At 47.4% G+C, this 24,639-nt stretch carries 21 protein-coding genes and 1 riboswitch; of the genes, 12 read left to right on the top strand and 9 right to left on the bottom strand.

Features of this window, described 5'->3' with window-relative positions; genetic code table 11:
- Positions 1–2 precede the first annotated feature (2 nt).
- Positions 3–926 (top strand): FTR1 family iron permease, encoded by a 924-nt coding sequence (locus AC58U0_RS21560; protein WP_057303876.1) that lies wholly within the window; start codon positions 3–5, stop codon positions 924–926.
- Positions 927–974: 48 nt separating this feature from the next.
- Positions 975–1,745: a Rossmann-fold NAD(P)-binding domain-containing protein gene (locus AC58U0_RS21555; RefSeq protein ID WP_497381043.1), complete on the top strand. Its 771-nt coding sequence runs from the start codon at positions 975–977 to the stop codon at positions 1,743–1,745.
- Positions 1,746–2,424: 679 nt separating this feature from the next.
- Here AC58U0_RS21555 and AC58U0_RS21550 read toward each other — a convergent pair.
- Together AC58U0_RS21550 and AC58U0_RS21545 are read right to left on the bottom strand one after the other, a co-directional pair.
- Positions 2,425–3,759 (bottom strand): 5'-deoxyadenosine deaminase, encoded by a 1,335-nt coding sequence (locus AC58U0_RS21550; RefSeq protein WP_497381148.1) that lies wholly within the window; start codon positions 3,757–3,759, stop codon positions 2,425–2,427.
- Between the two features lie 71 nt (positions 3,760–3,830).
- Positions 3,831–3,930: riboswitch (purine riboswitch) on the bottom strand.
- Positions 3,931–4,030: 100 nt separating this feature from the next.
- Complete coding sequence (locus AC58U0_RS21545) at positions 4,031–6,139, bottom strand: multicopper oxidase family protein (RefSeq protein ID WP_497381042.1); 2,109 nt, start codon at positions 6,137–6,139, stop codon at positions 4,031–4,033.
- Between the two features lie 342 nt (positions 6,140–6,481).
- Between AC58U0_RS21545 and AC58U0_RS21540 the strand changes: the two genes are divergently transcribed.
- From AC58U0_RS21540 to AC58U0_RS21530, 3 genes are all read left to right on the top strand, one after another.
- Complete coding sequence (locus AC58U0_RS21540) at positions 6,482–6,682, top strand: cold-shock protein (RefSeq protein ID WP_029199448.1); 201 nt, start codon at positions 6,482–6,484, stop codon at positions 6,680–6,682.
- A 149-nt stretch (positions 6,683–6,831) separates the two neighbouring features.
- Entirely contained in the window at positions 6,832–7,059 is a 228-nt protein-coding gene (locus tag AC58U0_RS21535) for a cold-shock protein (protein WP_029199449.1), read from the top strand.
- A 120-nt stretch (positions 7,060–7,179) separates the two neighbouring features.
- On the top strand, positions 7,180–8,592 hold the full coding sequence (locus tag AC58U0_RS21530; protein WP_497381041.1) for a M23 family metallopeptidase: 1,413 nt from the start codon (positions 7,180–7,182) through the stop codon (positions 8,590–8,592).
- Between the two features lie 53 nt (positions 8,593–8,645).
- Here the strand turns inward: AC58U0_RS21530 and AC58U0_RS21525 are convergent, their stop codons facing one another.
- Entirely contained in the window at positions 8,646–9,680 is a 1,035-nt protein-coding gene (locus AC58U0_RS21525; protein ID WP_497381040.1) for an ion channel, read from the bottom strand.
- Positions 9,681–9,828: 148 nt separating this feature from the next.
- On the opposite strand from AC58U0_RS21525, the gene AC58U0_RS21520 reads away from it, so the two are divergent.
- Together AC58U0_RS21520 and AC58U0_RS21515 are read left to right on the top strand one after the other, a co-directional pair.
- A complete protein-coding gene (locus AC58U0_RS21520; protein ID WP_497381039.1) occupies positions 9,829–12,327 on the top strand; it encodes an ATP-dependent DNA helicase in 2,499 nt (832 codons plus the stop codon).
- A gap of 544 nt (positions 12,328–12,871) precedes the next feature.
- Positions 12,872–13,246, top strand: a complete 375-nt coding sequence (locus AC58U0_RS21515) for a VOC family protein (protein ID WP_497381038.1) — start codon at positions 12,872–12,874, stop codon at positions 13,244–13,246.
- Positions 13,247–13,260: 14 nt separating this feature from the next.
- On the opposite strand, the gene AC58U0_RS21510 is transcribed toward AC58U0_RS21515, so the two are convergent.
- The 5 genes from AC58U0_RS21510 to AC58U0_RS21490 form a co-directional block, all read right to left on the bottom strand.
- Positions 13,261–13,626 carry a hypothetical protein gene (locus tag AC58U0_RS21510; protein WP_497381037.1) on the bottom strand — a complete coding sequence of 122 codons (366 nt, stop codon included), beginning with the start codon at positions 13,624–13,626 and terminating at the stop codon, positions 13,261–13,263.
- Positions 13,610–13,921 carry a hypothetical protein gene (locus AC58U0_RS21505; protein ID WP_497381036.1) on the bottom strand — a complete coding sequence of 104 codons (312 nt, stop codon included), beginning with the start codon at positions 13,919–13,921 and terminating at the stop codon, positions 13,610–13,612. The genes AC58U0_RS21510 and AC58U0_RS21505 overlap by 17 nt, the downstream gene beginning before the upstream one ends.
- A gap of 49 nt (positions 13,922–13,970) precedes the next feature.
- On the bottom strand, positions 13,971–14,354 hold the full coding sequence (locus tag AC58U0_RS21500; RefSeq protein ID WP_497381035.1) for a VOC family protein: 384 nt from the start codon (positions 14,352–14,354) through the stop codon (positions 13,971–13,973).
- Between the two features lie 137 nt (positions 14,355–14,491).
- A complete protein-coding gene (locus tag AC58U0_RS21495) occupies positions 14,492–15,655 on the bottom strand; it encodes an iron-containing alcohol dehydrogenase (RefSeq protein ID WP_497381034.1) in 1,164 nt (387 codons plus the stop codon).
- 89 nt (positions 15,656–15,744) lie between these two features.
- On the bottom strand, positions 15,745–17,901 hold the full coding sequence (locus AC58U0_RS21490) for an RCC1 domain-containing protein (protein ID WP_497381033.1): 2,157 nt from the start codon (positions 17,899–17,901) through the stop codon (positions 15,745–15,747).
- Between the two features lie 154 nt (positions 17,902–18,055).
- Here AC58U0_RS21490 and AC58U0_RS21485 point away from each other — a divergent pair, with 154 nt between their 5' ends.
- The 5 genes from AC58U0_RS21485 (at position 18,056) to AC58U0_RS21465 (ending at position 23,394) form a co-directional block, all read left to right on the top strand.
- Positions 18,056–19,102, top strand: a complete 1,047-nt coding sequence (locus AC58U0_RS21485; protein WP_497381031.1) for a GGDEF domain-containing protein — start codon at positions 18,056–18,058, stop codon at positions 19,100–19,102.
- A gap of 57 nt (positions 19,103–19,159) precedes the next feature.
- Complete coding sequence (locus tag AC58U0_RS21480; protein WP_497381030.1) at positions 19,160–19,555, top strand: VOC family protein; 396 nt, start codon at positions 19,160–19,162, stop codon at positions 19,553–19,555.
- 7 nt (positions 19,556–19,562) lie between these two features.
- A complete protein-coding gene (locus AC58U0_RS21475) occupies positions 19,563–20,432 on the top strand; it encodes a MerR family transcriptional regulator (protein WP_497381029.1) in 870 nt (289 codons plus the stop codon).
- A 79-nt stretch (positions 20,433–20,511) separates the two neighbouring features.
- A complete protein-coding gene (locus AC58U0_RS21470; protein WP_497381028.1) occupies positions 20,512–21,444 on the top strand; it encodes an NAD-dependent epimerase/dehydratase family protein in 933 nt (310 codons plus the stop codon).
- A gap of 135 nt (positions 21,445–21,579) precedes the next feature.
- On the top strand, positions 21,580–23,394 hold the full coding sequence (locus AC58U0_RS21465) for an ABC transporter ATP-binding protein (protein WP_497381026.1): 1,815 nt from the start codon (positions 21,580–21,582) through the stop codon (positions 23,392–23,394).
- 642 nt (positions 23,395–24,036) lie between these two features.
- On the opposite strand, the gene AC58U0_RS21460 is transcribed toward AC58U0_RS21465, so the two are convergent.
- Positions 24,037–24,639: transposase (locus AC58U0_RS21460; RefSeq protein ID WP_497381025.1), on the bottom strand; the 603-nt coding region annotated here is incomplete at its 5' end.

The following is a 24,639-nucleotide window of genomic DNA, read 5'->3' as shown; positions in this document are numbered from 1 at the left end:
TTATGGATTTACAGGCATTTCTCATTACGTTTCGTGAGGCGCTTGAGGCCATTCTCATTGTTGGTGTAATCATTACGTATTTAACGCGTATTGATGCCGTGCACTGGCATAAATGGGTATGGGTTGGTGTGTTTTTGGCTTTGATCGTGAGTTACGGATTGGCCTTGGCTTTCCAGGTTTTATTGACCGGATTCGCCAGTATGGGCAGCCAAAATTACTTGAAAATCGGTATCATGCTCGTCTCTTCCGGGCTGCTGACACATATGATCATGTTTATGGGCAAACAAAATAGCGAACTGCAGGGGAAGGTTCAAAGCAAGGTTGCACATATTCTAACCATTGGCGGGGCCATTAATATGGTCGTTCATTCGTTCTTAGTCGTTGTGCGCGAAGGCGTGGAGACGGTTTTCTTCTTTGCCGCAATAACAGGAGGAAACATACAGAAAGCACTTGAAAGCTGGGGAGCACTGGGCGGACTTATTCTGGCTGTCGTCATTGGCCTGCTTTTTTTCAAAGGGACGAAGAAAATTCGGCTGGGCACGTTCTTTCGCATCACCAGTGTGTTTCTGATGATGATTTCTGCGGGTTTGTTCGTGCAAGCCATCGGAATTATGCAGGATTTGGGCATTATTGGAAGTTTGTACCGAACAGCGGGACACCAAATCGGTGAAATATATAATATAACGGGATTTATGCCGGAGCATCCAATTGATGGTGTGCAATATCTCCGTGATTTTGGGAAAGAGCCGCTTATTAACGGCCAAGTCGGCATTTTCTTTAAAGCTTTCCTAGGCTATACGCAGAACCCTTCACTGGAGGAATTCGTCGGTTACTGGGGATACTACTTCTTGGTATTCATCTTGCTTGCCGTTCAGAAGAAACGTCATGAACAGGAGCAGGTAGAGGAAGAGAAAGTGGCTGCGTGATTGCTGCAGTAGAAATTCCGAATGGCAAAGCATAAGGAGCGAGGACTGATGACGATTAAAATAGGAATTGTTGGATACGGTCATGTTGGGAAGGCGATACATGCTTTATTTCCAAACGCTGCGGTTTATGATGCACCTATGCAGGTGGGCAGCCAAGCAGAGGTAAACAAAAGCGATGTGGTCTTCGTCTGTGTTCCGACACCCTCGCTCCCGAGCGGCAAATGTGATACGTCCATCGTGGAAGAAGTGATTATGTGGCTGACAGCCAAAGTCATTGTGATTCGCTCGACAGTTCCCGTAGGGTTCACTGACGCTATGAAGGAACGAACGGGGAAAAGAATCGTGTTCCAGCCGGAATACTATGGAGAAACCGTTGATCACCCCTTTTCGGATTTGCGTCACCGGACGTGGCTTACATTTGGAGGCGAATCTGAGGACGTTAGCCTTGTGATCCGTGCCTATCAGCAGGTATACAACGCAGAAGTGAGAATCCGTCGGACGGATGCCCGCACAGCCGAAATGGCGAAGTATATGGAGAATTGCTTCCTTGCGCTTAAAGTGTCGTTTTGCAATGAGTTTTATGATATTGCCGGAGCCCACGGGATTGATTACAATGAGCTGCGGGAAGTTTGGCTCGAGGACCCGAGAATTGGACGCAGCCATACGTTCGTGTATGAGGATAGTCGCGGATATGGCGGGAAATGCTTGCCGAAGGATGTTCATGCGTTGATTAGCATGGCGGATGAGAAAGAAGTTAATGCGGATTTGATGAAGTCTGTTCAACGGAAAAATAACGACCTTCGTGCTTCATTCGAGTGATCATATAGTGAAGCCTCCATGTCCACGGATTGTTCGTGGGTTTGGAGGCTTTCTTTTATATGCCGTCTTGAACAATTGTAATGGTGCCCATATTTCCGACATAGACTCGGTTTGTCCTTGTGCTCAGAGCCATTTGAGGTGGGCTCTACACACAGCTAGATGCAAAAAGTGCATCAAAATATCAGGGATTCCGACGATACTTCTACCGAATCCACACTTCATTTGAACGTTAAGAGTCCTTAGGGACTTCTATTTTTACATATTACGGTGAAAATGAAGAGATAGCAGTCTCTAAAGGCTCTTATTCGATTGTTTTTCTTCGAATTCACACTTTACTTGACGGATAACAGCCTCTAGGGACTCTTATTTTTACAAAATACGCTGGAAATGAAGAAATAGCAGTCTCTAAAGGCTCTTATTCAACTGCATTTCTCCCGAATCCATTATCAGCCATCAGCCATCAGCCATCAGCCACCAGCCACCCGAATCCCGAGATCAATCACATAAAATTAGCTACTCCAAGTAATCTAAACACAGTACACGGAGCTAATTACTCCAATCAATCTCCTCACACAAGTTGGTATTATCCAATTTGCGGCTATAGGGAGTTGCAAAACAGCCTGCAATCCAACTAATGCTACGCTAGTTGGATTGCAGGCCTATATGCGTTAGCCGCCGCTTAGCGCAGGTTGGCGCGCTTGAGCAACCGCTGAATGGAGCGGTTCGCTTCGGGCAGGACGATGTCCTTGTCAATCGTCCGCATGATGCGGTTTTCCATGACGATACGACCGTTAATGATCGTCGTTTCTACGTCGGCTCGCGTCGCTGAATAAACGATGCGAGAGATCGGATCCACGTCGAAGGACGGATACGTGTGAAAGTTGTTGAGATCGAGAATGGCGAGGTCGGCCTTCTTGCCGACCTCGAGGCTGCCGATCTCCTTCTCCATGCCGACTGCGCGGGCGCCTCCGATGGTCGCCATGCGGAAGACCGTCTGCGCATTCATGGCCGTCGGCCCGTGTATCGGCTTCTGGATAAGCGCAGCCAAACGCATCTCGTTAAACATATCGAGATTATTATTGCACGGCGCGCCATCAGCTCCTAGGCTGACGGAGATATCGAGCTTCAGCATGTCGGGCGTCTCGGCAATACCTGAAGCAAGCTTCAGGTTAGAGCCGGGACAATGGCTCACATGCACGCCTCGATCATGGATGATGCGCTTCTCTTCCTCATCAAGCCAAATGCAGTGCGCCAGAATAAGGCGCTCATTCGCCAAACCGAGATGGTCGAGATAGACGACATTGCGCATGCCAGTCTCGGCCTGCACAATCTCGATCTCGCCGAGATTCTCAGATGCGTGCGTGTGCACTTTCACTTGGTACTGCTCCGATAGGCTGCGGACCTCACGCAGCAGCTCTTCTGTACACGATATGACGAATCGTGGAGAGAACGCGTACTGGATGCGGCCGCCGTCGTGTCCGTTCCATTTCTCCAACAAATCGACACTTTGCTGAAGCGATTCGGAGGTTTTCTCCTGCAAAGCATAAGGAACCTCGTCCCCTTTGTCCATCATTACCTTGCCGGATAAAGCACGCATGCCGCTCTCCGCAATAGCTTGAAAAGCAAAGTCAGTGTGGTGCACCGTCTCCATATCGACGATCGTCGTCGTGCCGCTTTGAATCAGCTCACCGATGCCAAGCATGGCGGAATAATAGATCGATTCCTCGTCATGCGAGGCTTCAAGCGGCCATATCCGCTTTTTCAACCAATCCATTAATTCCAAATCGTCCCCCTTGCCGCGGAAAATGGTTTGGCATAAATGAATATGGGTTTGAATGAAGCCTGGAATGATCGTACGGTGTTTGGCGTCAATCACCTTATCCACCTGTGCGGGATTCAAATCCGGGCCAATCGCGGAGATTCGGTCATTTTCGATGAAAATATCCCCTGTAATCATATCTCCATTGCGGTTCATGGTCACAATTTGCGCATCTTTAATTAGAATGGTTGTCATCATATAAACCTCCTACTCCTAGTAGTGTATGAAACAACGGACACAAAAAAACTAGCCACGAAAAATATGCTTGTCATGCGCACATTTTTCGTAGCTAGAAATTTACGGTTTCTAAGTAGAGACCCTTAATCCAATTATTAAGGTTATACGAAATGGGTAGTATTCAGTTCCTGCTTGCTTTCCTCTAGCCTAAACCGATACAGGTCATTTTGTCAACAGTCTGTGTTACCTATTCTGACATCCCCTCCCTCTTTTATGAAAACGGAGTCAATCATTCTGGATGGTTAATCGTACCGCTTCCTACTGAGAATGGTGTCGTAACGTCTTCATACATAAGATGCATCGTCATTCCTGCTGCGGCATGTACGAGGTTATGGCAATGGTCCATCCATAATCCAGGATTATTTGCGACGAAAGCCACTTCATAAGTTTCCCCCGGCAGTACAGCCAGCGTATCGGACCACCAAGGACTGCCCGTAGAAGGCTTACCATTGCGAGATAGTACCAGCACATGATGACCGTGTAAGTGCATGGGATGTTCGACATTACCGCGGTTCACGATGGTCGTTTTGACGAGATCGCCTTTTTTCACCATTAGCATTGGTGTATTCGGGAATACTTCGCCATTCAACGTATAAAGGAAATCCAGTTTGCGATTATAGAACCCAAGTTTATTATCCAAGATCAAGGTGAAATCTCTGTCAAAACGGCTATTTGCATCAAAGGGTGTTGAGGTCGGGTCCCCATATTGAAGAGGATCGAAAGCGACCGTTTGAGGAAGCTCTGGAATTTCTCCCTTCCCATCCGGTGACATCAAGATGCCGCTGCTGCGAACGCCGCCTACATTCAGGTACACAGGACGCTCTGGCATGATGAACGTGATGTCATAACGACCGCCTGTAGGCACAACCACATTCGTATTGGTCAACACACCCGGCTTATTCAGTTCCGTTCCATCAATTGCCGCCACCTCAAAATGAGTGCCGACAAGGGTGTATTTTTGCTGCACCCAATCGTCAGTATTAATAAGTCTCATGCGGACGGGCGTCCCTGGCGCGATTGTCATGCGTTCTAATTGATCTGATGCGCCTATGGCGAAAGTATTGCCTTTCCAGCGATGGGTCATAACAGTGATGTCCTTCACTTGCTGCATGGTTTCCACCTTCGGTTCAACGATCAATGCTCCAAAAAGCCCCATGCTAACGGCTTCTTGTGAATCTTGGTGAGAGTGATACCAGAAAGTGCCCACTTGCTCTGCGCGGAAGCGATATGTGTAAGTTTCGCCAGGCATAACGGCATTTTGAGTGGCTCCAGCAACGCCATCCTCGGCATTTGGCACATCCAAACCATGCCAATGCGCGGTAACACCATGCTCGATATCTTCGTTGATCAAAGTGACCTCAACCAGCTCCCCCTCTTTCATACGCAGTTCCGGTCCTGGAATTTGCCCATTGTATGTCCAAGCATCCACGGTTTTGCCAGAGCTAAGTGTGACCGTCTTTTTCTGAGCGGTAAGTGTAAAATGACGATCGGGCGTCCCTTCGCTCGGACCTTTTAGGTCAGCGACAGACACCATATTGGCAGAGGAGCTGTTCATTCCCTCTATCCCGTGATTATGCGGACTCATATTCGCCGTTACTGTCTGACCGCCATAATCGTGTGTCCCGCTCGCCATATCGATTTCCGCTGGTAATTGACTGTTGTTCATCGCCAAAATAAACAAATAATAGAGAGATCCAGCCACAACAGCCATAAGACCTACCATCGTTAAGGCGCGTTTCCAAAAGGTGGGGATGACGTAAACTTCCATTTTACTTACCTGCTTGAAACGAATTTGATGTCTCCACCAAAGTCCAGCTGTTAATAGTACAAAGGCAGCCAAAGGTATGGAAATGTCCAACCACCGAAATGGAACCGGAGGCACGAGTGAGAAATATAAAGCGGTTAACGCGCCTAGAGCCGTCATTTGAAAAGGAATAATGAGACCGGGGCTAGCAGCTCTATGGTAAATAGTTGGCTCTATTGCGGCACCAGGCTCGGCAGAGCTTTGCTTCGTTAAGGACCGCAGTTTGATCAGTTTGGGAACCGATAGGACCCAGATGGTCAAAATAGGCAGAACCACAAGCGGCGCTTGAATAAACACGCGGTCTTGCCAGAAGACCGGATCCATGGTTTGCTGCATCCAAACAATAGCTCCAATGATAGCGGCAGCTGGAATAACTGGAAACCATGACCAGAACAGCAGCTTGCTTGCTTTGCGGTGCATCCGTTCCAGACTCTGGCTATATAGTAATCGGGATGCTTTGACACTCCCTATCCAGGTGAAAATGACGAATAACAAAGAGACGAACAGTATGGTTTGAATACTTATGCTGTACACAATGAAAACCCTCCTAAGAATCGATAATTTCAGTATAGTTCCTCTGTTTAAAATGGCACACGGTCCAGAGGCTAAGTGAATACCTAGACTTAAGTAGGGGGTAAAAATACTTCCGCTGACACTCGCCCATTTCTTGAGGTAAGCGGTTACTTTGTTTGTAATCAACTGGAAATAGTTTGCGTTTTCAAGCGGTGTGTGGTATGATAAATCCAATCGACAAAAAGAACCTGAATTCACATATTGTAAAGGGTTTTCATTTTTGTTAGTGAACCTTATACAATGTGTGAATTTTTTCTCTTTGAAGAATAAAAAACATGTTAATAATTTTTGGAGGTATTTCTCATGGCTACTGGTACAGTAAAATGGTTTAACGCAGAAAAAGGTTTCGGTTTCATCGAAGTTGAAGGCGGCAACGATGTATTCGTTCACTTCTCCGCAATCCAAGGCGACGGTTTCAAAACTTTGGACGAAGGCCAACACGTTGAGTTCAGCGTTGTTCAAGGCAACCGCGGACCACAAGCAGAAAACGTTGTAAAACTGTAATATAATTAAAAAGACTGCCTTTACTTGTGTAATGGCAGTCTTTTTCAATTTAGCTTATGAGGGCGAAGAATGTTTTGCAAATAGCAAAACGCTGCGTCAATGCTTACCAAGCTAGTTTTACTAACGTAAAACTCTAAGGAGGTTTATCCATGTATTCCAGAAAAAAGTCGCTTGAAGAGATGCCTCTAGAAAATGTGACGGTATGGTCTTGTGAAAAAGAAGGCTGTAAAGGCTGGATGCGAGATAATTTTGCATTCGATCACGTGCCGACTTGTCATTTATGTCAGTCCACTATGGTTCGAAGTGTCAAGTTACTTCCTTTAGTTAATAACACGAATACGGATCAGAAAGCGCTCAAAAAGGGCGTGCAAATTTAATATAACGAAACCCGGAGGCATGGATGTCTTCGGGTTTTTTGTGTTCCACATAAGCAGTAATAAGATTTCGGCATTCCGATAGCAGCTCTCTATAACTCACTTGTAAGCGGGGGAGGAAAAATGTCAGTGAAATCAAGAAAACGTCGTCAATGGCCGTTATTGGCCGGCGCCTGCTTACTTGCCGCGTGTGTGGTGATTTTGGTTGGTAAAACGCCATTCAGCGCACCATTCTCTTGGAAAGACAATACGCCTGCTGTTGCAGTAGCAACACCGCTGCCAACACCACCGCCGCGAGAGGCTGTGGAATTCCACATGCTCGACTTCGATCACGGCTGGTTGAAATATGCAGATGGAATCGCGAGAACAGAGGATGGTGGGGCGCAGTGGCAAGAAGCGCTCGGAACAGACATCACCGCCGAGGAAGCAGGAGGCACCATGCCAACAGGCGGGCCGATCATGGAGCTTCTTAGCCTAGAGGCAAGTTCAGGATCGGCAAGTCAGGACAGCCCCAAACCGCTTACGGTCACAGTGGGCAATGCCTCTTTACAAGTGAAGCAATCGCAGTTCCTGACGCCTCGTATCGGATGGGTGCTTCTCGCCAGTACGAAGGATAGTAAAAACCCACTGCTCATCACGACAGATGGTGGACAGACCTGGGTGGACGGTATGACGGCTGAGGTTAAAGAGGCCATTTTGAAAGAGAAAAATCATCTGCAGCAGCTGAAGATGGAATCGGCGCTCTACGGAACCAAAGAGGATGCCAAAGCGGTCATCGGTTCGAAATGGAAGCTCGTTCCGGATAGCGCAGCTCCAGGGGATGTGGTGCTAGTGCGTCATAATGAACCTGGTAGTGTTACTTGGTTGAATAAAACATATACTCTTCAGCCTTATGGAACGGGATACTTTACGTATTTGCCGATTACGATGAGTGCAAAGCCGGGGAAATATCCGATCGGTGATCAGACGCTAACCATTCAACCGAAGAAGTTCGAAACGCAGTATCTGAAGGTAACCGCTGAGATGGAAAGCATGAAGCAGGACACGGGTCGCATAGCAGCCGACCAGAAGAAGATTGATCTGGCGCGAAGTAAGTCCGAGCCGGAGTTTCTGTTCAGCGGGCCGTTCGTGCAGCCCGTCGAGGGGATTTTGACGACACCGTATGGGTACACCCGTTATGTGAACGGGAAATACGACAGCTCTCATCTGGCCATTGATCTGGCCGCGAAGGAAGGCACCCCGATCAAAGCTACGAACGACGGGGTAGTCGCGCTGGCGGAAACCCTGTATTTGACCGGCAATGCCATCTATATTGACCATGGGATGGGGCTTTTCTCGCAGTACGCCCATCTCTCGGAGCTGCGCGTGAAAGCGGGGGATCGGGTCAAGCAGGGCGATATCATTGGGCTCGTCGGCACGACCGGGTTCTCTACCGGGCCGCATTTGCACTTTACCTTTTGGGCGCACAATGTGCAGGTCAATCCGAACTTGTTTTTTAATACGACACCGTTTCGCTGGGTTCAGCCGAAGGGATAAATTTGAAAGGACACCGACTCTCATCATTATAGAGAGTGGTGTCCTTTTTTGTGCTATTTGCCTGCAGAGATGCGTTCGTATGTATCGATATCGCAGATGACGAACAGCCGCGCATCTTCAGGGATGAGCTGATCCAGCTTGCGGTTGATATTCAATTGATCGCCGTCGGAGATCAATGTCGCGCCCTCTTGGAGCAGCTGCTCGAATGCGTCACGGTAGGTGCTCCACGATTTTCTTTTGCCAAGAACATGAAGATTATCGCCCGATTGTCTGGTTAAAAGCTGTGAAACAATACGGGAAGAGCCTGGTGAAAAGGCAGAGCGAACGGCAAGCTGTGAGATCGTCTCGGATCCAAGAATGAACTCGTTCACGTTGACGTGCAGGAAGTTTTGCATGTTTTCGCTGTTTTTGATTTCTACAATGGAGTGCACGTTGCGGTAATTCCGCTCAATGGTCGTGGCAACGAGCAGTGTTTTGCCGTCGACAAAGGAGGGATCGCGAAGCATCGCTTGATCTTCCGTTGTTTCATTGGCAAAGATGAACACAGAACGCGCTTTGTTCATATTAGCTTTTTCCAACGTTTCAACAAGGGTCGGACTTCCTTGGATATAATGGACGCGCTCATGAACGATAGGTGTTTTCTCCAACGTATCAATGAGGACGATCTCCGTTTCTGAGTCCGTGTTTAGAATTTCTTGTATCGCCAACTCGGCGTTTTTGCTCCAGTCTACGATCACAAAATGTTGTTCGCCTTGATATCTCAATTTGCCTTCTTCCTTTCGCTGTCTGTATACGAATAATGAGTCGATAACTTTACCGATGGTGACGGAGATTAGACCTATTCCGAAGATGTAGAGAAACATACCGAGGAATTTGCCTGCCACGGTTTTCGGAAAATAATCCCCATAGCCGGTTGTCGTAACGGTCGTCATGACCCACCATAAGCCATTGAAGAGACTGCCAAAGGTTTCTTTTTCCAATAGGTAAGCGCTCACGGAAGATAGGACGATAAACGCGACGGCAACGACGAAAATGAACTTGTTATTCATCCGCAGAAGTTTGAGAAAGTACTTGCTGAAATAGTACATGCAGGTGGCCCTTTCATAAGTCTAAATGGTATAAAATGAAGTCGACATGTATGTAACTTACTTCCATTTATAGTGAGAGAAGTAGCTATTTAGTACTGGTGCATGCTACAATAAAGAACAAATGTTCTAGGACGGAGAAAAAATAGAGATGACCCCTAACGTCAACATTTCCGTGCGCTCCCTGGTGGAATATGTGTATCGAAGCGGCAGTATTGAGTCAGGTTTTCGGACGAGCCGTGCGCTGACGGAAGGGACCAAAGCGCATCAAAAAGTGCAAAAGCAATACGGTGAGTCGGACCAGCATGAGGTTTATGTTTCAGCAGAGATCGCTTATGAGGAGCTAGTATTTGTCATTGATGGGCGCTGTGACGGGCTTCTGATGGATGCCGACACGGTTACCGTGGACGAAATCAAATCAACCTCATCCGATATTGGGCAGATCGAGGAAGATTCCTATCCGGTTCATTGGGCACAAGCGAAATGCTATGCCTATATGGTGTCCAAAGATCGAGGGCTAAGCCGTATACGAATTCAACTCACGTATATGCAGGTTGATACGGAAGAGACTCGGCGATTTGTTGTGGACGTGTCATCGGACGAGCTTGAGCAGTTCATGTTTGACGTGGTGGAGCGGTATTATCCATATGCACAGGCGAGAAACGAGCATGAACAGCGCAGGAATCAGAGCATCAAGGAGCTGTCTTTCCCGTTCTCAAGTTATCGTGAAGGGCAGCGTAAGCTGGCCGGTGCGGTATACAAAACGATAAACGAAGGGCGCAAGCTGTTCGCCAAGGCGCCAACGGGCATCGGTAAGACGATGTCGACCCTATTTCCATCGGTCAAAGCGATCGGTGAGGGACTGCTGCAGCGAATCTTTTATTTGACGGCGAGAACAACTACCCGTACCGCTGCGGAAGAAGCTTATTCGCTTCTGCAGGCTGGGGGACTTAGGCTGCAAGTCGTCACAATCACGGCGAAGGAGAAAGTGTGCTTTAAGGAGGAAGTGCGGTGCTCGAAAGAGCATTGTGAGTTCGCAGACGGCTATTATGACCGGATTAATGAAGCAGTACTCGATCTCTTGAAAAATGAGACTATTATGACGCGTACTGTCATTGAGACATATGCGCGAAAGCATCGGGTGTGTCCTTTTGAGTTTTCACTCGATGTCGCCTATGCAGCGGATGCTGTCATTTGCGATTATAATTATATTTTCGACCCTCGTGTGAATTTGAAAAGGCTGTTCGAGGAACAGAAGCGGCAAACCTCGTTGCTTGTAGATGAGGCTCATAATTTAGTGGACCGTGCGCGTGAGATGTATTCCAGCGTTTTAAATAAATCGGATTTCCTTGCGCTGCAGCGGGAGTTTAAGGGTGTTCGAGCCGAGCTGCATGATGCGGCCAAGGCGATTAATCAGTACTTTATTGCGATGCGTAAGCAGATCGGGGATCGCCAGATGCAGGTGGAACCGGAGCTGCCGGAGCCGTTAATCGGGCTGCTGGACGTGTTTATTGCAGCAGCGGAAAAAGAGCTGGCCGGGGCAGGCGGCAGAGGTTTAGTGGACTCGGCAAGCCCGGGAAGTGCCGAAACTGGCCGAATGGCGGAGAACCCGGGGAACCCTCAGATCCCTGAGAACCCAGAGAACTCGGAAACCAACGAAAGTGCTAAAGCCATAGATACCATCGGAAGCTCCATAGTTCCCATAACGCCCAAAACCCCGCTGCTGCTGGAGGCTTACTTCGGCGCACAAAATTTTGTGCGCATAGCGAAGCTGTACGATGAACGGTATGTGACGTTCATGGTATGTGAAGGGAACGAGGTCAGCGTAAAGCTGTTCTGCCTTGATCCCTCCCACTTGCTTCGGCAGATGGGCAAGGGGTATCGGTCACATGTGTTTTTCTCCGCGACCCTCTCGCCGCTGTCCTACTTCATGGACACGCTAGGGGCGGGGGAGGACGACTATTCAGTGACGGTGCCGTCCCCTTTTTCCAAAGAGCAGCTGGACGTCTTCGTTCAGCCTGTGTCAACTCGCTACCAGGATCGCGAGCGCAGTCGCGAGCCGATTGCCCGCTCGCTGTATGAGTTGATGGCGAAGCGTTCAGGTAATTATTTGGTGTTTTTTCCTTCGTATGCTTATATGAGCAGCGTATATGAAGCTTTCACTGACCTCGTAGGTGAGCAGGATGAGGGCATGCTCCCAGAAGAGGAGCCGAGAAGTCAGCTCCAAGTTCTCGTGCAGCAGACGAAGATGTCGGAGGAGGAGAGGGAGCAGTTTCTTGCGGAGTTTCAAGCGGGAACGAAGAAGACGCTTGTGGGCTTTGCTGTGATGGGCGGTATCTTCTCGGAGGGCATTGATCTTGTGGGCGACCGGCTAACAGGTGTGGCGGTCGTCGGCGTCGGTTTGCCGCAGCTTGGGCCGGAACGCAATCTTATCAAGGCGTACATGGACAGTACCGGCAAAAACGGTTACGAGTATGCTTATGTGTTCCCAGGCATGAACAAAGTGCAGCAGGCTGGCGGGCGCTTGATCCGCTCCGAAACGGATCGCGGCGTTCTACTTTTGATCGACGACCGCTACCTGCAGCCGCTATATCAACGTCTACTGCCGGAAGAGTGGCGGGATTACACAGTGCTGCAGGGCCAGCGTTAAATAGTTTTATGCCATGCTTTGCGAATATAGCCATAACTTAGAGCGAGGCACTAAAAAAGGCGAAGAACCCATTTGTATAGAAGGATCTTCGCCTTTCGTTGAAAAAATTTATATGTTTTGGTTGGAGCGAAATTTAACGAGGAGAAGTGACTATGGTTGCTTTGTGATAAGCCTGCAATTATACATGCTTTTTTTCTTTGATGGATCCTATTCGTAAAAGCCTGCAATCGTGCAGGCTTTTACGGTCTTTTTTTAATTGCAGGATGGGAAAGCTAAAAATTCCTGCATAATAGCAGGCATTTCCTCTTTTCAAACGATTTTAGTAAAAATACCTGCACTTTCGCGTTATTGTTGAATTCCATTGGATTTTTCCAATGGCGTTCTGATTCAGGATTATAGATAACGAATGCTATTGGAATTTTTCCTATAACAGCATCTTGAAAGATATCGCTTTCGAGCTATAAACTCATCTCATTCATGCACAAATAAACAGTGGAATATATCTATATTTCATCAGATGAAATATCTCTTGGAGGGGTTATGTATGAACTTTTCATTTCATGGGATTGACCATATCCAATTAGCGGCTCCTGAAGGCTGTGAAGATGAGGCGAGAAATTTTTTTGCAACATTACTAGGCTGGACAGAAATCCCGAAACCTGAAAACTTAAGGAAACGCGGCGGTGTTTGGTTTCAATGCGGTATTCATCAGGTTCACATCGGGGTTCAAAAAGATTTTGTTCCTGCTACAAAAGCTCATCCAGCATTTCAGGTAAGTCAATTAGACGAGTTGCAGACATATTTGGCAAATCACAACATACAAACCATTCCAGATGATGCAAGAGACGACGAGGGAGTAAAGCGATTCTATTTGAATGACCCATTCGGCAATCGCCTGGAGTTTCTTGAATGGTTTTAACAAGATACGTGCCTTTATTGCAGTTCATATTCTTGTTTCCATTTTTGTATAGCTAAAATGAATTCATTCCGATGGTTGCCTGGAAAATGGTCTAATGCCTTATAATTAGGGGCCTCAGCTGCCATTATATGAGAAACAGGGACCACGCGCAGAATTTCTACAATATCGTTAGTTATCCTAAAAACAATTCGGATGCCAGCCTCCTGTAAGGCAATCTCTTTGCAACCTGCGAATTTAGGATTGGAATTATGGCTAAGCTCTTCGCCAACCTCATTCGCTCGATAACTCAATTCATCGATGGCTTGATTGACTTCATCTAATACGGAAAAATCCAACTGCCAATACTCCTGAGCTGCTCCTGTATCAAAACGAATAACCAATCGCTCCTTCGTGCGGTTCTTTGCGGATTTCTTTCCAAATCAAAATAGAGGCAGGGTCTTGCGTGATTCGATCTATTCGTTCATTCAGAATTCGCTCTTCCTCTTGTTGTTCTAGCTGAGTCAGTCTTTCAAACATTTGCTCGAAGTAAGGGTACCCGACTAATACCGTATCGACGACACCATTCTCTGTTATGAATTGGGGTAGCTGCTTCGCCTTCCTACGCAGCTCGCCAAATTTTTTGGAGGCTGTGGTGGAACTGACCAATTGATCGGCTGTAAAAGTTAGTTTTTTCATGGATATAGTATGATCCTCGTCGCTTTAAGTATTCAGTAGTTAGTACGTGTTATTTACAAACCATAAGCAGGTTGCCGTCCGGATCTCGAAAAGCGAACCATTGTTCATTTTGGATCTCTGTAACAAGCTCAACCTCGTTATTTTTCATAAATTCATAAGAAGCTTGAATATTCTCGGTTTGAAACATAAAAGCAGGTGTTTGATAAGTTGGAGGGCCACCTGGCTCGTTGCCGCCCCACATGGGCATTTGATCAAGCACAAGGGATGTTCCATCCATGGGAAGAGCGTAGAGGTGCCCGAATAAGATATCCCCGTCAGGAGCTACACCAAGTAACCTACAGTACCAATCCCGTGCATGCTCAATATTCCGAACGGGAATAAAGACATTGCTAATTCGATTCTTAATCGGACTTGACATACGAACCTCGCTCATATCAACCCAACCTCCATAAAAGGGATAATTTCCCTATAAGTATTTCATATGAAATCCTGTCTGTAAATGATTTTGCAGCATTTTCCACAGAAAGAAAAAGAGTGAGCCGACAATAATGTCAGCTCACTCCTATTTTCTCATAATGACATCCGATAAATGTTTACAACATCTTCGCGTGTCAGCTTCTTAAAGTTACCAAAATCCCCGTAAACCATGGCTTTATCGGCCATGAGCTCAATTGTCGAGTCGTCGATGTCGTAATCGGACAGTCGGCTTGGCGCACCAATGGAGGCTAAGAATTCACGAAGAGCGGCGATGCCTTCCTCCGCAACTTGGCGGTCCGATTTGTCTATCGCATCAATGTCAAAGACGTTCTGTGCGAACTGTTTGAACCGTGCCACGTTGGCATCGAGTGTGTAGGTCATCCAGTTCGGGAAGAGGATTGCTAGACCGCCTCCGTGCGGAATATCGTGAACGGCTGACACGGCATGCTCCAGATTATGTGTGGCCCAATCGCCGCGAACACCCATGCTCAGGACACCGTTAAGCGCCATTGTGCCGCTATATAGGATCGTTGCGCGTTCTTCCAGATCATCAAGATCTCGCAGCAAGCGCGGAGCCGTATCGATCACTGTGCGAAGGATTGTTTCACAGAAGCCATCCTGCAAGGGTGTATTAGACGTATGATGGAAGTACTGTTCAAACACGTGAGACATGATATCAACCATGCCGTATACGGTCTGATTTTCTGGCAAGGAAGTCGTGTGAGCTGGGTCTAGAATCGAGAATTTTGGGAATGAGAACGGACTGCCCCAACCGAGTTTCTCTTTCGTCTCCCAATTCGTAATAACAGAACCGGAGTTCATTTCTGAGCCTGTTGCTGCGATCGTGAGGACAGTTCCTAAGGGCAGCGCCCCCGTTGGAGAAGCCTTCCTTGTAACGATATCCCAGAAGTCACCCGCGTACTTCGCTCCTACTGCAATTGCTTTGGCGCAGTCGATGACGCTGCCTCCGCCGACGGCGAGAATGAGGTCAATGTTCTGCTTGCGGCACATGTCTACACCCCGATGAACAGTTGTTAGTCTCGGGTTAGGCTCTACACCGCTCAGTTCGAAGATATTTACATCCAAGCCTTTCAGAATATGAACGACGTTCGTATAAATGCCATTCTGCTTAATGCTCCCGCCGCCATAGACGAGCAGCACATTCTTGCCATATTTAGGTACCTCAGCTGTTAATTTCTCCAGTTGTCCCTGACCGAAATGCAGTGTGGTTGGATTGTAAAATGTAAAATTATTCATCGAATTCCCTCCTCAGTGACTCTGTAGGTAGTATGTACTTACCCTTTCATTGTATAGAAGAAACAGTGAAAAACAAAATCTGGCCTCTGTTAGGGTATAACGACAGCGCCTGCTTTGGATTCCTGACGCGTGAAAGGCCGATCTCCCAGCCAGTAGATAGTTCCATCCTGCGTAACAAAATGATGAGAAAAGTAAGCTCTTCCTTCAATCGGGAAATGATAATAAGATGAAGTAGTAACAAGTTTCGATGAATCTGGTAAAGAAACATGGTTATCGGCAAATAGGTTCGTATCATGAATAATGCCTTGCGAATCAATGTAGGCCCCGCCTGTTAATTGCTGCGCCTGATGATCCGTTTTCTTTATCTCAACCGTAAATATATTAGTCTCTGAACTTCCTTCTGTCTGTTTGAGGGTAAGCTCATGCACCTTGTTTTGTTCATCTAAGGCTAAGGCGACGAACCGGGAACCTTCGTTAAACACATAGTCCATAGGAGAAAACTGCCTGAAGGACGTTCCCGCCTGAGCTGAGACCATATCAGGGCTGAAGGCTCCTTTGACCATCTCAGTCGCGAAATAGAGTTCGCCTTGATCCGTCAAAGCAAACGCGGAAGGAGATCCGAACACGCGGGTTACGACGCCCTTCGGTCGTGGATTCAAGATGAAATCAGAAACCTTCAGCGGTCCTGAGTTCCCTTCTATGCCTTGGGCATAAAGGGTTCGCCCACCCCGCAAAACCATGAGGAAACCATTTCGGGTGTGGCTAACATCAACAATAGGTTCGGGAGTTTGCAGCATCCTGCATGTTTGGCTGCCGTCTGGATCAAGAAGAAGCAGGTGACCGTTTGATGTTAGCAGCATATGGCTGTTCAGAGCTTTGCTAACTTTTTGCCCTAGCAGTAGAGGCTTTGGCGTATCATCCGTCTTCCATAACCAGGCATCCCCGTCTTTAATAGCGATGTAGGATTCATAGGAAGGATAAAGCTCATCAAGTCCAGGCCACTGTCCTATCGCAATTGGGACTGCGGTATAAACAGATGAACGTCCTAATTGGCCATACATGTTGGAACCCAAGGATAACAGCTGACGGTCGGTGGTTAGAGCCAGGACATGATCGGAACCGACTGCAAGTTTAGCCACGCTAGACAGACCGTCTAGGCGAATCGCTTTCTCAGGCGTGACGGATTGATAATCGGGACCCAGCAGGCTTTGCAGATCACCCCATGCGAGCACACTTCCATCTTTCTGAAGTGCAACTGTGTAATGCTGCGTCGCTGTAGGCTGAATCGTACTGTCAGGTACCGTCGCTTCAACGAGTTGATTATCCTGATTGATCATGTACCATTTTTGTCGATCAGATTGGATATACGCTTTCGTCGAGTAAGACATGGTCGTCTCGATCTTTGTAGGCTTTTCTCCATTGGGAAGCACAATATTTTGGAGTGAACTAGTTGGGTTTTGGAACGAGTTATCTTGTAAATGGACAAGGATTCCATCTTTACGTAGACCTAAGGCTATATAGGGGCTGGCGTATATCTCAGTTAGTTCACCTTGCAGCTCCCACTTCTTTGTGGAAGGTTTTCCATCGCTTCCCCAAGTTTCGTACAGACGAATCACGCCGTTTGGATACCAGCCGAGCACCGATGAATCAAACGCTTGCGCGATGCCGATTGCACCTTTCAACTCTTGAACAGGCATTGGTGTTTCGCCCATTCCGAGATCCCACACCTCACCTTGATGCGTTAGAGCGAAGCGTCCATCCAGTTGTTTAATCGATGTCGGAGCTCCTGCCACCTTTTGTGGAAACCCAGAAGGGTGTATGCCTGCCTCGAAGCTCAGGTTCCCCCAGCGGTAAACACTGCCATCCTCCGCAAGCGCGTATGAGGTGCCAAATTCCATGCCATAACCTGCTTGATCAAGCAGATGACCTGTTGATACATGGCGGACGCTAGTAAGTGACTTGGTAATTGGCATTTTTGCAGCTGTAAATCCTGAATTCTGGGTCGTAGAAGGATAGATGTCAAAGTCTGCTGGGCACGCAAGAATCTCAAAATCAGCTGTTTTCACAGGCGGGATAGTAGGCGTAACCAATGGTTCTTGGGAAGCGGGGCCTGTAACTACGGGTTCGTTGGGTATTTTCCTAATGGGATAATGCCAGATAAATAAAGTTACCAGGAAGAGAAGGATGACTATGGCGGCGATTTTTTCCGTGTGTCGCTGAATAAAGGATTGAAGTCGTTTAAACATGAAACACAACCTTTCCAATAAATGGTTATTCATGTAAAGTAATAGACGACGCTCAGCAAGAAAAGTTGTATATAAATTGAGTGAGGCAGGACTTCCTGTTATTTCCATAGAATTTCAAAAGTGTACAATGCTATATCGAGGAAGTGATAGCACCGTGCCTGTGACTAGAAGATCTGACCACATTTTGGAAATTGCCTATTGTTGTGTACGGTGGTTTTTTGTACCGACGTCAACCATTCTATTTATGAAGTATTATCATCAAACGACATTCGATCTGATCATTTTTATGAGTCTATTTGTCTTTGCTGTTATTTATATGGGAATAACGGAATTTGCCATACATCGCAGTCCCATTGACTCTGCCTTCTATCGCTACACAACGAGGACGGGAGTGCTGTTAGATTACATAGCCTTTGTAGCGATTATTTCGCTAACCGGAGGTACCCAGAGTCCCATATATCCAATTGCTTATCTGGTTATTTTGCATGCGTCATTATATTGGAGTCTCGCTGGGGCCATGGTGGCAACTCTCATGGTGATTTTTGGTTATATCGGTGTTGTAATCACGGTCGATGGTGGTTTTATGATAGAAGATCTGCCGCGGCATTTTTTCAACTTTGCTTTTTTGATTATGGTCGGTGTAATTGGCGGCATCATCGTGGCGCGGGAGCGAAAGCATTTTGTGGAGAGGGGCATTTTCGAGAGTTTAGCTAAAAAAGACTACCTAACGGGGCTCTATAATCACCGCAGCTTTCAAGAGGAAATGAAGGAAACGATTGCGCGGAGGCAGCATTTTACCCTTGTGATGGGAGATATTGATTATTTCAAACGCATTAATGATCAGTACGGTCACCAGGCAGGGGATGCGGTTCTGCGGTCGATCGGAACATTGTTTGACTCGAGCATTCCTAGTGAGCATGGCAGTGCCTTTCGTTATGGAGGCGAGGAGTTTGTTATCATTTTGTACACACAAGATCGGCATTTCGCTAGTGATCTGCTGAATCAATTCAGAGAAAAGCTCCGCGCGCTTGAGTTTGGTACTGACGAGGATAAGTTCCATATTACCATGAGCTTCGGAGCGGCCGTTCGTGACAAGGAGCAAAGTGCGACAGAGTTAGTCGCTGCGGCAGATGCGCTTTTGTATGAAGCGAAGGAGCAAGGAAGAGACCGCTTAGTATGGGGATCGTATTCACTTCCCTAGGCAAGTGGTGGTATGATCGGTCTGTATCCAACGATTACTAATTAGGAGGGAAGCAGCATGGCAACGTTAACTCCATACATTTACAGCAGTGATGCAAGAAAACAAGCTGACTTTTACGTGAAGGCACTAGGCGGGGAATTGGTTAGTCTGCGTACTTTCGCAGATATGCCGGATGCGGATGAATCGATCAAAAATCGCGTCATGCATCTAGAGCTGCAGGCCCTTGGCCTTCGCTTCTTCATGGCTGATTCAGGTACAGATACGGTCGAAAGAGGCCAAGGGTTGGATTTGACGCTTGCATTTAACAGCGAAGAAGAAGCGCGCCGTATATTTGATGGACTGTCCGAGGGTGGCGTTGTAAAAATGCCTTTCGAACGCATGTTCTGGGGGACGATGTTCGGTCGTCTGGAAGATCCTTTCGGTGTGATCTGGCAGATAGCAACTGAGTCGTAATCATCCTATGAAAACTATGCCAAGTACGCAGGGATACACCGTTGGGCAAACGGCGAAAATATGTCAGACCTCAATCCAGACCCTCCATTTCTATGACAAAATTGGGCTTGTAAAGCCTCACCGTGTGGATGGGCAGAATGGCTATCGGTACTACTCCAGTCAAGATATTCTTGCGATTAAAATCGTTCAGGACCTGCAGAGTATGCAGTTCACACTAGAGCAGGTCGGTCAGATTTTCAAAAGCAAAAGCGTGGACGGCATACCGGAGCTGATGCGTGGGAAAAAGGCGGAAGCGGAAGAAACGATCCGCACGCTGGAAACGGTTGTCGGAACGATTGACCAAAGGCTGCGGCATTTGGACGCCGGGCGGCAGCTGCGCAACGAATTCGAGCATTCGCAAGTTGTGGTAGAGCTGAAAACATATCCGGATCGCTTCGTCGCTTTCGAACGTAAAAGAGACGAATGCGGGATGGAGGCTTCAGTCATACGTTTTATGGCGCTGTTCGACCAGATCAAAGCGCACGGATTGACGATGGATGGACACATTTTGACTATCTACCATGAAAATATACTTACGTTTGACAGGAGCGACTCCGATATTGAGATCTGTGTGCCGCTGCTGCCAACTAAGCCTGAACCTGCCTTCACTAGGTGGCTGCCAGGCGGGGATTACATATCCGCGGTATACGCGGGTTTTCCTAATGAAGTTTCGTGCAAATCGCTGTTCCAACGTTTAAAGGATTGGATGAGCCTGAACGGCTATGAAGAAAACGGTCCTGTGCTGGAGCGGTATTTGATTGATTTTACCCATATGATGAATACAGATGACTTTATTGTTGATCTTCAAATTCCTGTGAAAAACGTATTGACCCTATAGCTGCTATAGGGTTTATTGTTATTTTCATAAGAAACAGCCAGCCGATCATTCTGGCGAAAACCATATGGGAGGAAGCAGCATGGAAGTCATATTGGGAGCGGGTCCGCTGGGCAGGGCCGTCATGAAGGAGCTTTTGAGGAGAGGGAAGAAAGTAAGAATGGTTAACTCCTCGGGCAGGGCGAGTGTGCCTGATGGTGTTGAAGTGATGCAAGCAGACCTGATGAGTGAAAGCGGTGCTCTAACTGCGTTAAAAGGGGCGAAGAACGTATTTCAATGCGCGTCGCCACCCTATCATAAGTGGGATGGTTTGTTTCAGCAAATGATGAGCCATATTACAAAAGCCGCTGCCCATCATAAGGTGAATCTAATTATGGGGGATAACCTCTATATGTACGGTGAAGTTACGGGGTTGATCCATGAAGATCTGGCTTATATGGCTTCCACGCGTAAAGGCAAAGTAAGGGCTGAAGTTGCTCGTGATCTGTTGAATTTACACCAAAAAGGGATCGTGAAAGTGACGATCGGCAGAGGGGCTGATTTCTTCGGACCTCAAGTAGAAAATTCGTCTTTAGGCTCGCGCTTTTTCGCGCCGGTAGCGGCTGGAAAGTCGGTTTCACTGCTTGGGAACCCTGATGCGCTGCATACCTTTACGTATGTAGACGACTTCGGCCGATCCCTCGTGACTCTGAGTGAGCATGAAGATGCTTTCGGTCAAGTGTGGCACGTCCCAAATGCAGAGACCGTAAGCGCTCGGCGATTCGCGGAACTAGCCTACGAGATTGCAGGACACGCTCCGCGCATTGGCACGATGGGCCGTGGGATGCTCCGTTTGGGTGGTCTATTCCTACCGGCGGCCAAGGAGGTTATCGAGATGCTATATCAGTACGAGCAGCCTTTCGTAGTGGATAGCAGGAAGTTTGTACAGCGTTTTGGCGGAGAAGCCGGACCTACGCCGCTACGGACAGCACTTACGGAGACAGTGGCGTACTATCGCGAGAGTTCAAAGAAATAGGAGGCTGCTTCTCCGCCTGCAGGCCGATGGGATCTTGTTTATATTCCGTTTAAAATAGAAGTGTATGATACCTAAGAAAGTGATCATACAAGAGAGAGACGGATGAACATCCAATCGGTAAAGGAGTAGAGATAGATGGCAGCTACAAGGAAAGAAGAGCCTAAGGTTAAGAGCAACTGGCGCGGGTTCGCTCGTTTGCTCGCACAAGCTAACCCGCCGAAGCTCGTATTAAGCATAGCTTTAGGGTTAAGTATTATTTCAACATTGGTGGGGTTGGTGATCCCGCTATTTACGAAGAATGTCGTTGACAGCTTCTCGATTAGTTCCTTGAATTGGGGACAGATTGTCGGTATGGCGATCGCTTTTGTTGCGTCGGCTGTTGCATCAGGGATTTCGGTGTACCTACTGAACTTTGCAGGACAGCGTGTTGTGGCCGGCATTCGGGATCGTTTGTGGAAGAAGCTGCTCGTGCTGCCGATTAAATACTATGATAACCACCAGACCGGGGATACGATTTCTCGAATGACGAATGATACAGCTGTAATAAAGGGACTCATTGCCGAGCATATGTCGGGTTTCGTCACGGGGATCATCTCGATCATTGGATCTATTGTGGTGCTTCTGTTTATGGATTGGAAAATGACACTCATCATGTTCAGCGTATTTCCGATAGCCTTCATCATTCTTTTTCCGCTGGGGCGGCAAATGTTTAAAATATCCAAGGGCATGCAAGCCGAGACAGCTGGCTTCACCTCCGTGCTGAATCGAGTGCTATCGGAAATGCGCTTAGTCAAGGCAGCAAATGCCGAGCCTGTTGAGTATAAAGAAGGCGCTGCAGGGATTGAAAGGCTTTTCAAATTCGGACTTAAAGAGGGCCGGATTCAAGCGTTAATGGCGCCGCTTGTCACCTTTGTCATGCTAATGCTGTTTGTTGTGCTTTTCGGGTATGGCGGCATGCAGGTTGCCTCTGGAGCTATTTCGGCTGGTCAGCTCGTTGCATTCATGCTGTATTTGTTCCAAATTGTTGCGCCGATCACACAAATTACGCAATTTTTCAATCAGGTACAAAAGGCGATGGGGGCGACCGATACGATCCTCAAGGTACTCGATTATGAAGAAGAGAATCCACACGCCGGAGTACCCGTCACGAATGCCTCGCAGTCGATTCATTTCGATCAGGTATCTTTCAGCTACAAAGAAGGAGACTCTGTTCTGAAAAATGTCAGCTTCACCATGGAAGCAGGCAAAGTAACGGCCATTGTAGGGCCGAGCGGCAGCGGGAAGACGACGATGTTCTCTCTTTTGGAAAGATTTTATATGCCGCAAAAGGGTTCAGTCACGTTGGGTGCCGACCGAATTGATCAATTCTCACTCATTTCTTGGAGAAGTCAGATTGGCTATGTCTCTCAGGAGAGCCCGCTGATTGCTGGCACGATTAGGGACAATATCTGTTACGGCCTGCAGCATGAAGTGACGCTGGAGGAACTGAAGCGGGCTTCACAGATGGCATATGCCGACGACTTTATCGAGGACCTTCCGCAGAAGTATGAGACCGAGGTCGGCGAACGCGGCATCAAGCTGTCGGGTGGACAACGGCAGCGGATCGCCATTGCGCGAGCCTTGCTGCGGGATCCGAAGATTCTGATGCTGGACGAAGCGACATCGAGTCTGGACAGTAAATCGGAGGTCGTTGTGCAGCAGGCGCTGCAAAATTTGATGCAAGGACGCACCACGTTGGTGATTGCCCATCGCTTATCTACGGTCGTAGATGCCGACCAAATTATCTTCCTGGACAAAGGCGTCGTGACGGGCAGTGGTACACATCAGCAGTTGCTGGAGTCCCATGAGATGTACCGCGAGTTTGCTACGCAGCAGCTGCAGCTGCATGAGCAGGCGACTGCAGATCACTCGCAGTTTGCATCAGCGGCATCTACCGAGGTTCATTCTTAAAATAGGATGACCCGTAGTATTCGGCAAAAGATAACTTAGCACTTGGATGAACAAAGAATTTCTCTGATCGAGCAAAAATTTAAGCAGCACATATTGTTTGCAGAATAGTTGAAAACATAGCAGAATTTCCATGAGGTTGCCTCGTTTCGGTTGTTTGTAGGGGTACAAACAGTTTGCCGAATGAGCGGCCTTTTTTTTGCTATTTTTTAGGTAACCAATAGACCTGCGTAAAATGCAACATTTCACTAAATTGCCTGATTGAATCCAACCAAGTGTTGTATTTTCTGCAACATTTCCCACCCTCAATAGCTATTTTGCAAGCTGATGTTGCAGTTTGTACAACAATTCAGACCCATTTGAGGCAAAAACGCCTGTTTGGGGTCGCAATTGTTGTAGATTTTACAACATTGAAGTGAGGGAGGGGGATATAGGCAGGAATTGTAGCACTTTCTACAACATCATACGTTGAGATTAAGGAGTTATTCATGCGGTGGCCTCAAATGAACATACATGATTGTGGAACAAGGAGGAGGCGGTCTCGTGTCGAATATGTAGGATAAAATCTTGTATCACTGAGTCAATTTCATAATGCAATTTGCCCCAGGTAATACCCGCCGAAAATTGCGGTATTATTTTTTAAAATTAGCTCGCTTGCTTAACAATCCCAATTTGTTGGTTCATCCGATCAAGTGCATACTTGCACAAATTGTAGGTTAGACAGCTTAAATCGAAATCGATACGTGCTCTTGACCTGCGCAGACGACTTGTCCCCATACCTAAATAAAGCTTGAGATATGCGAATACGCGTTCAACGGCCGTACGTTGTTTAAAAAGTGTCTTAAATGACTCGCTACCCCGTGCAGGGACGGTGTGATGACGATGGTTTGTTGCGATTCGAATTTTATGGATTTTTTGGCAACCTTCATTGTATAGCGGACATTCACTGCATTCTTTTGGCTTCGTGTACTTTAACGTCTCATATTTCTGATCAAAGCTGTCGTACCGGTAGGTATGGCCTTGTGAGCAAAGGGGGCTAAAATCTTCATTCCAACCTACAGGTAATTCCTTGGCATGATGAATGAGCGGAATGAGTGCAAAAGCTTTTAACTCTCGAGCGTGTTCGTAAATCGGCATGCCATCATACCCTTTGTCGGCTAAAATGTGCTTGGGCTGGAGCATTGGGAACTTGTGCTGTAACTGTTTCATGAGCACAATGGCTAGCCGCTGGTCATGAACATGGCCGGA

The organism is Paenibacillus sp. J31P190 (genome assembly GCF_059692075.1).
The sequence above is the reverse complement of the archived record's forward strand: the minus strand, read 5'-3'. Positions and strand labels throughout refer to the sequence as shown.

Coding starts and splice junctions, on each gene's coding strand:
- AC58U0_RS21560 (WP_057303876.1), top strand. CDS start 3: ATGGATTTACAGGCATTTCTCATTACGTTTCGTGAGGCGCTTGAGGCC.
- AC58U0_RS21555 (WP_497381043.1), top strand. CDS start 975: ATGACGATTAAAATAGGAATTGTTGGATACGGTCATGTTGGGAAGGCG.
- AC58U0_RS21550 (WP_497381148.1), bottom strand. CDS start 3,759: ATGACAACCATTCTAATTAAAGATGCGCAAATTGTGACCATGAACCGC.
- AC58U0_RS21540 (WP_029199448.1), top strand. CDS start 6,482: ATGGCTACTGGTACAGTAAAATGGTTTAACGCAGAAAAAGGTTTCGGT.
- AC58U0_RS21535 (WP_029199449.1), top strand. CDS start 6,832: ATGTATTCCAGAAAAAAGTCGCTTGAAGAGATGCCTCTAGAAAATGTG.
- AC58U0_RS21530 (WP_497381041.1), top strand. CDS start 7,180: ATGTCAGTGAAATCAAGAAAACGTCGTCAATGGCCGTTATTGGCCGGC.
- AC58U0_RS21525 (WP_497381040.1), bottom strand. CDS start 9,680: ATGTACTATTTCAGCAAGTACTTTCTCAAACTTCTGCGGATGAATAAC.
- AC58U0_RS21520 (WP_497381039.1), top strand. CDS start 9,829: ATGACCCCTAACGTCAACATTTCCGTGCGCTCCCTGGTGGAATATGTG.
- AC58U0_RS21515 (WP_497381038.1), top strand. CDS start 12,872: ATGAACTTTTCATTTCATGGGATTGACCATATCCAATTAGCGGCTCCT.
- AC58U0_RS21505 (WP_497381036.1), bottom strand. CDS start 13,921: ATGAAAAAACTAACTTTTACAGCCGATCAATTGGTCAGTTCCACCACA.
- AC58U0_RS21500 (WP_497381035.1), bottom strand. CDS start 14,354: ATGAGCGAGGTTCGTATGTCAAGTCCGATTAAGAATCGAATTAGCAAT.
- AC58U0_RS21495 (WP_497381034.1), bottom strand. CDS start 15,655: ATGAATAATTTTACATTTTACAATCCAACCACACTGCATTTCGGTCAG.
- AC58U0_RS21490 (WP_497381033.1), bottom strand. CDS start 17,901: ATGTTTAAACGACTTCAATCCTTTATTCAGCGACACACGGAAAAAATC.
- AC58U0_RS21480 (WP_497381030.1), top strand. CDS start 19,160: ATGGCAACGTTAACTCCATACATTTACAGCAGTGATGCAAGAAAACAA.
- AC58U0_RS21475 (WP_497381029.1), top strand. CDS start 19,563: ATGAAAACTATGCCAAGTACGCAGGGATACACCGTTGGGCAAACGGCG.
- AC58U0_RS21470 (WP_497381028.1), top strand. CDS start 20,512: ATGGAAGTCATATTGGGAGCGGGTCCGCTGGGCAGGGCCGTCATGAAG.
- AC58U0_RS21465 (WP_497381026.1), top strand. CDS start 21,580: ATGGCAGCTACAAGGAAAGAAGAGCCTAAGGTTAAGAGCAACTGGCGC.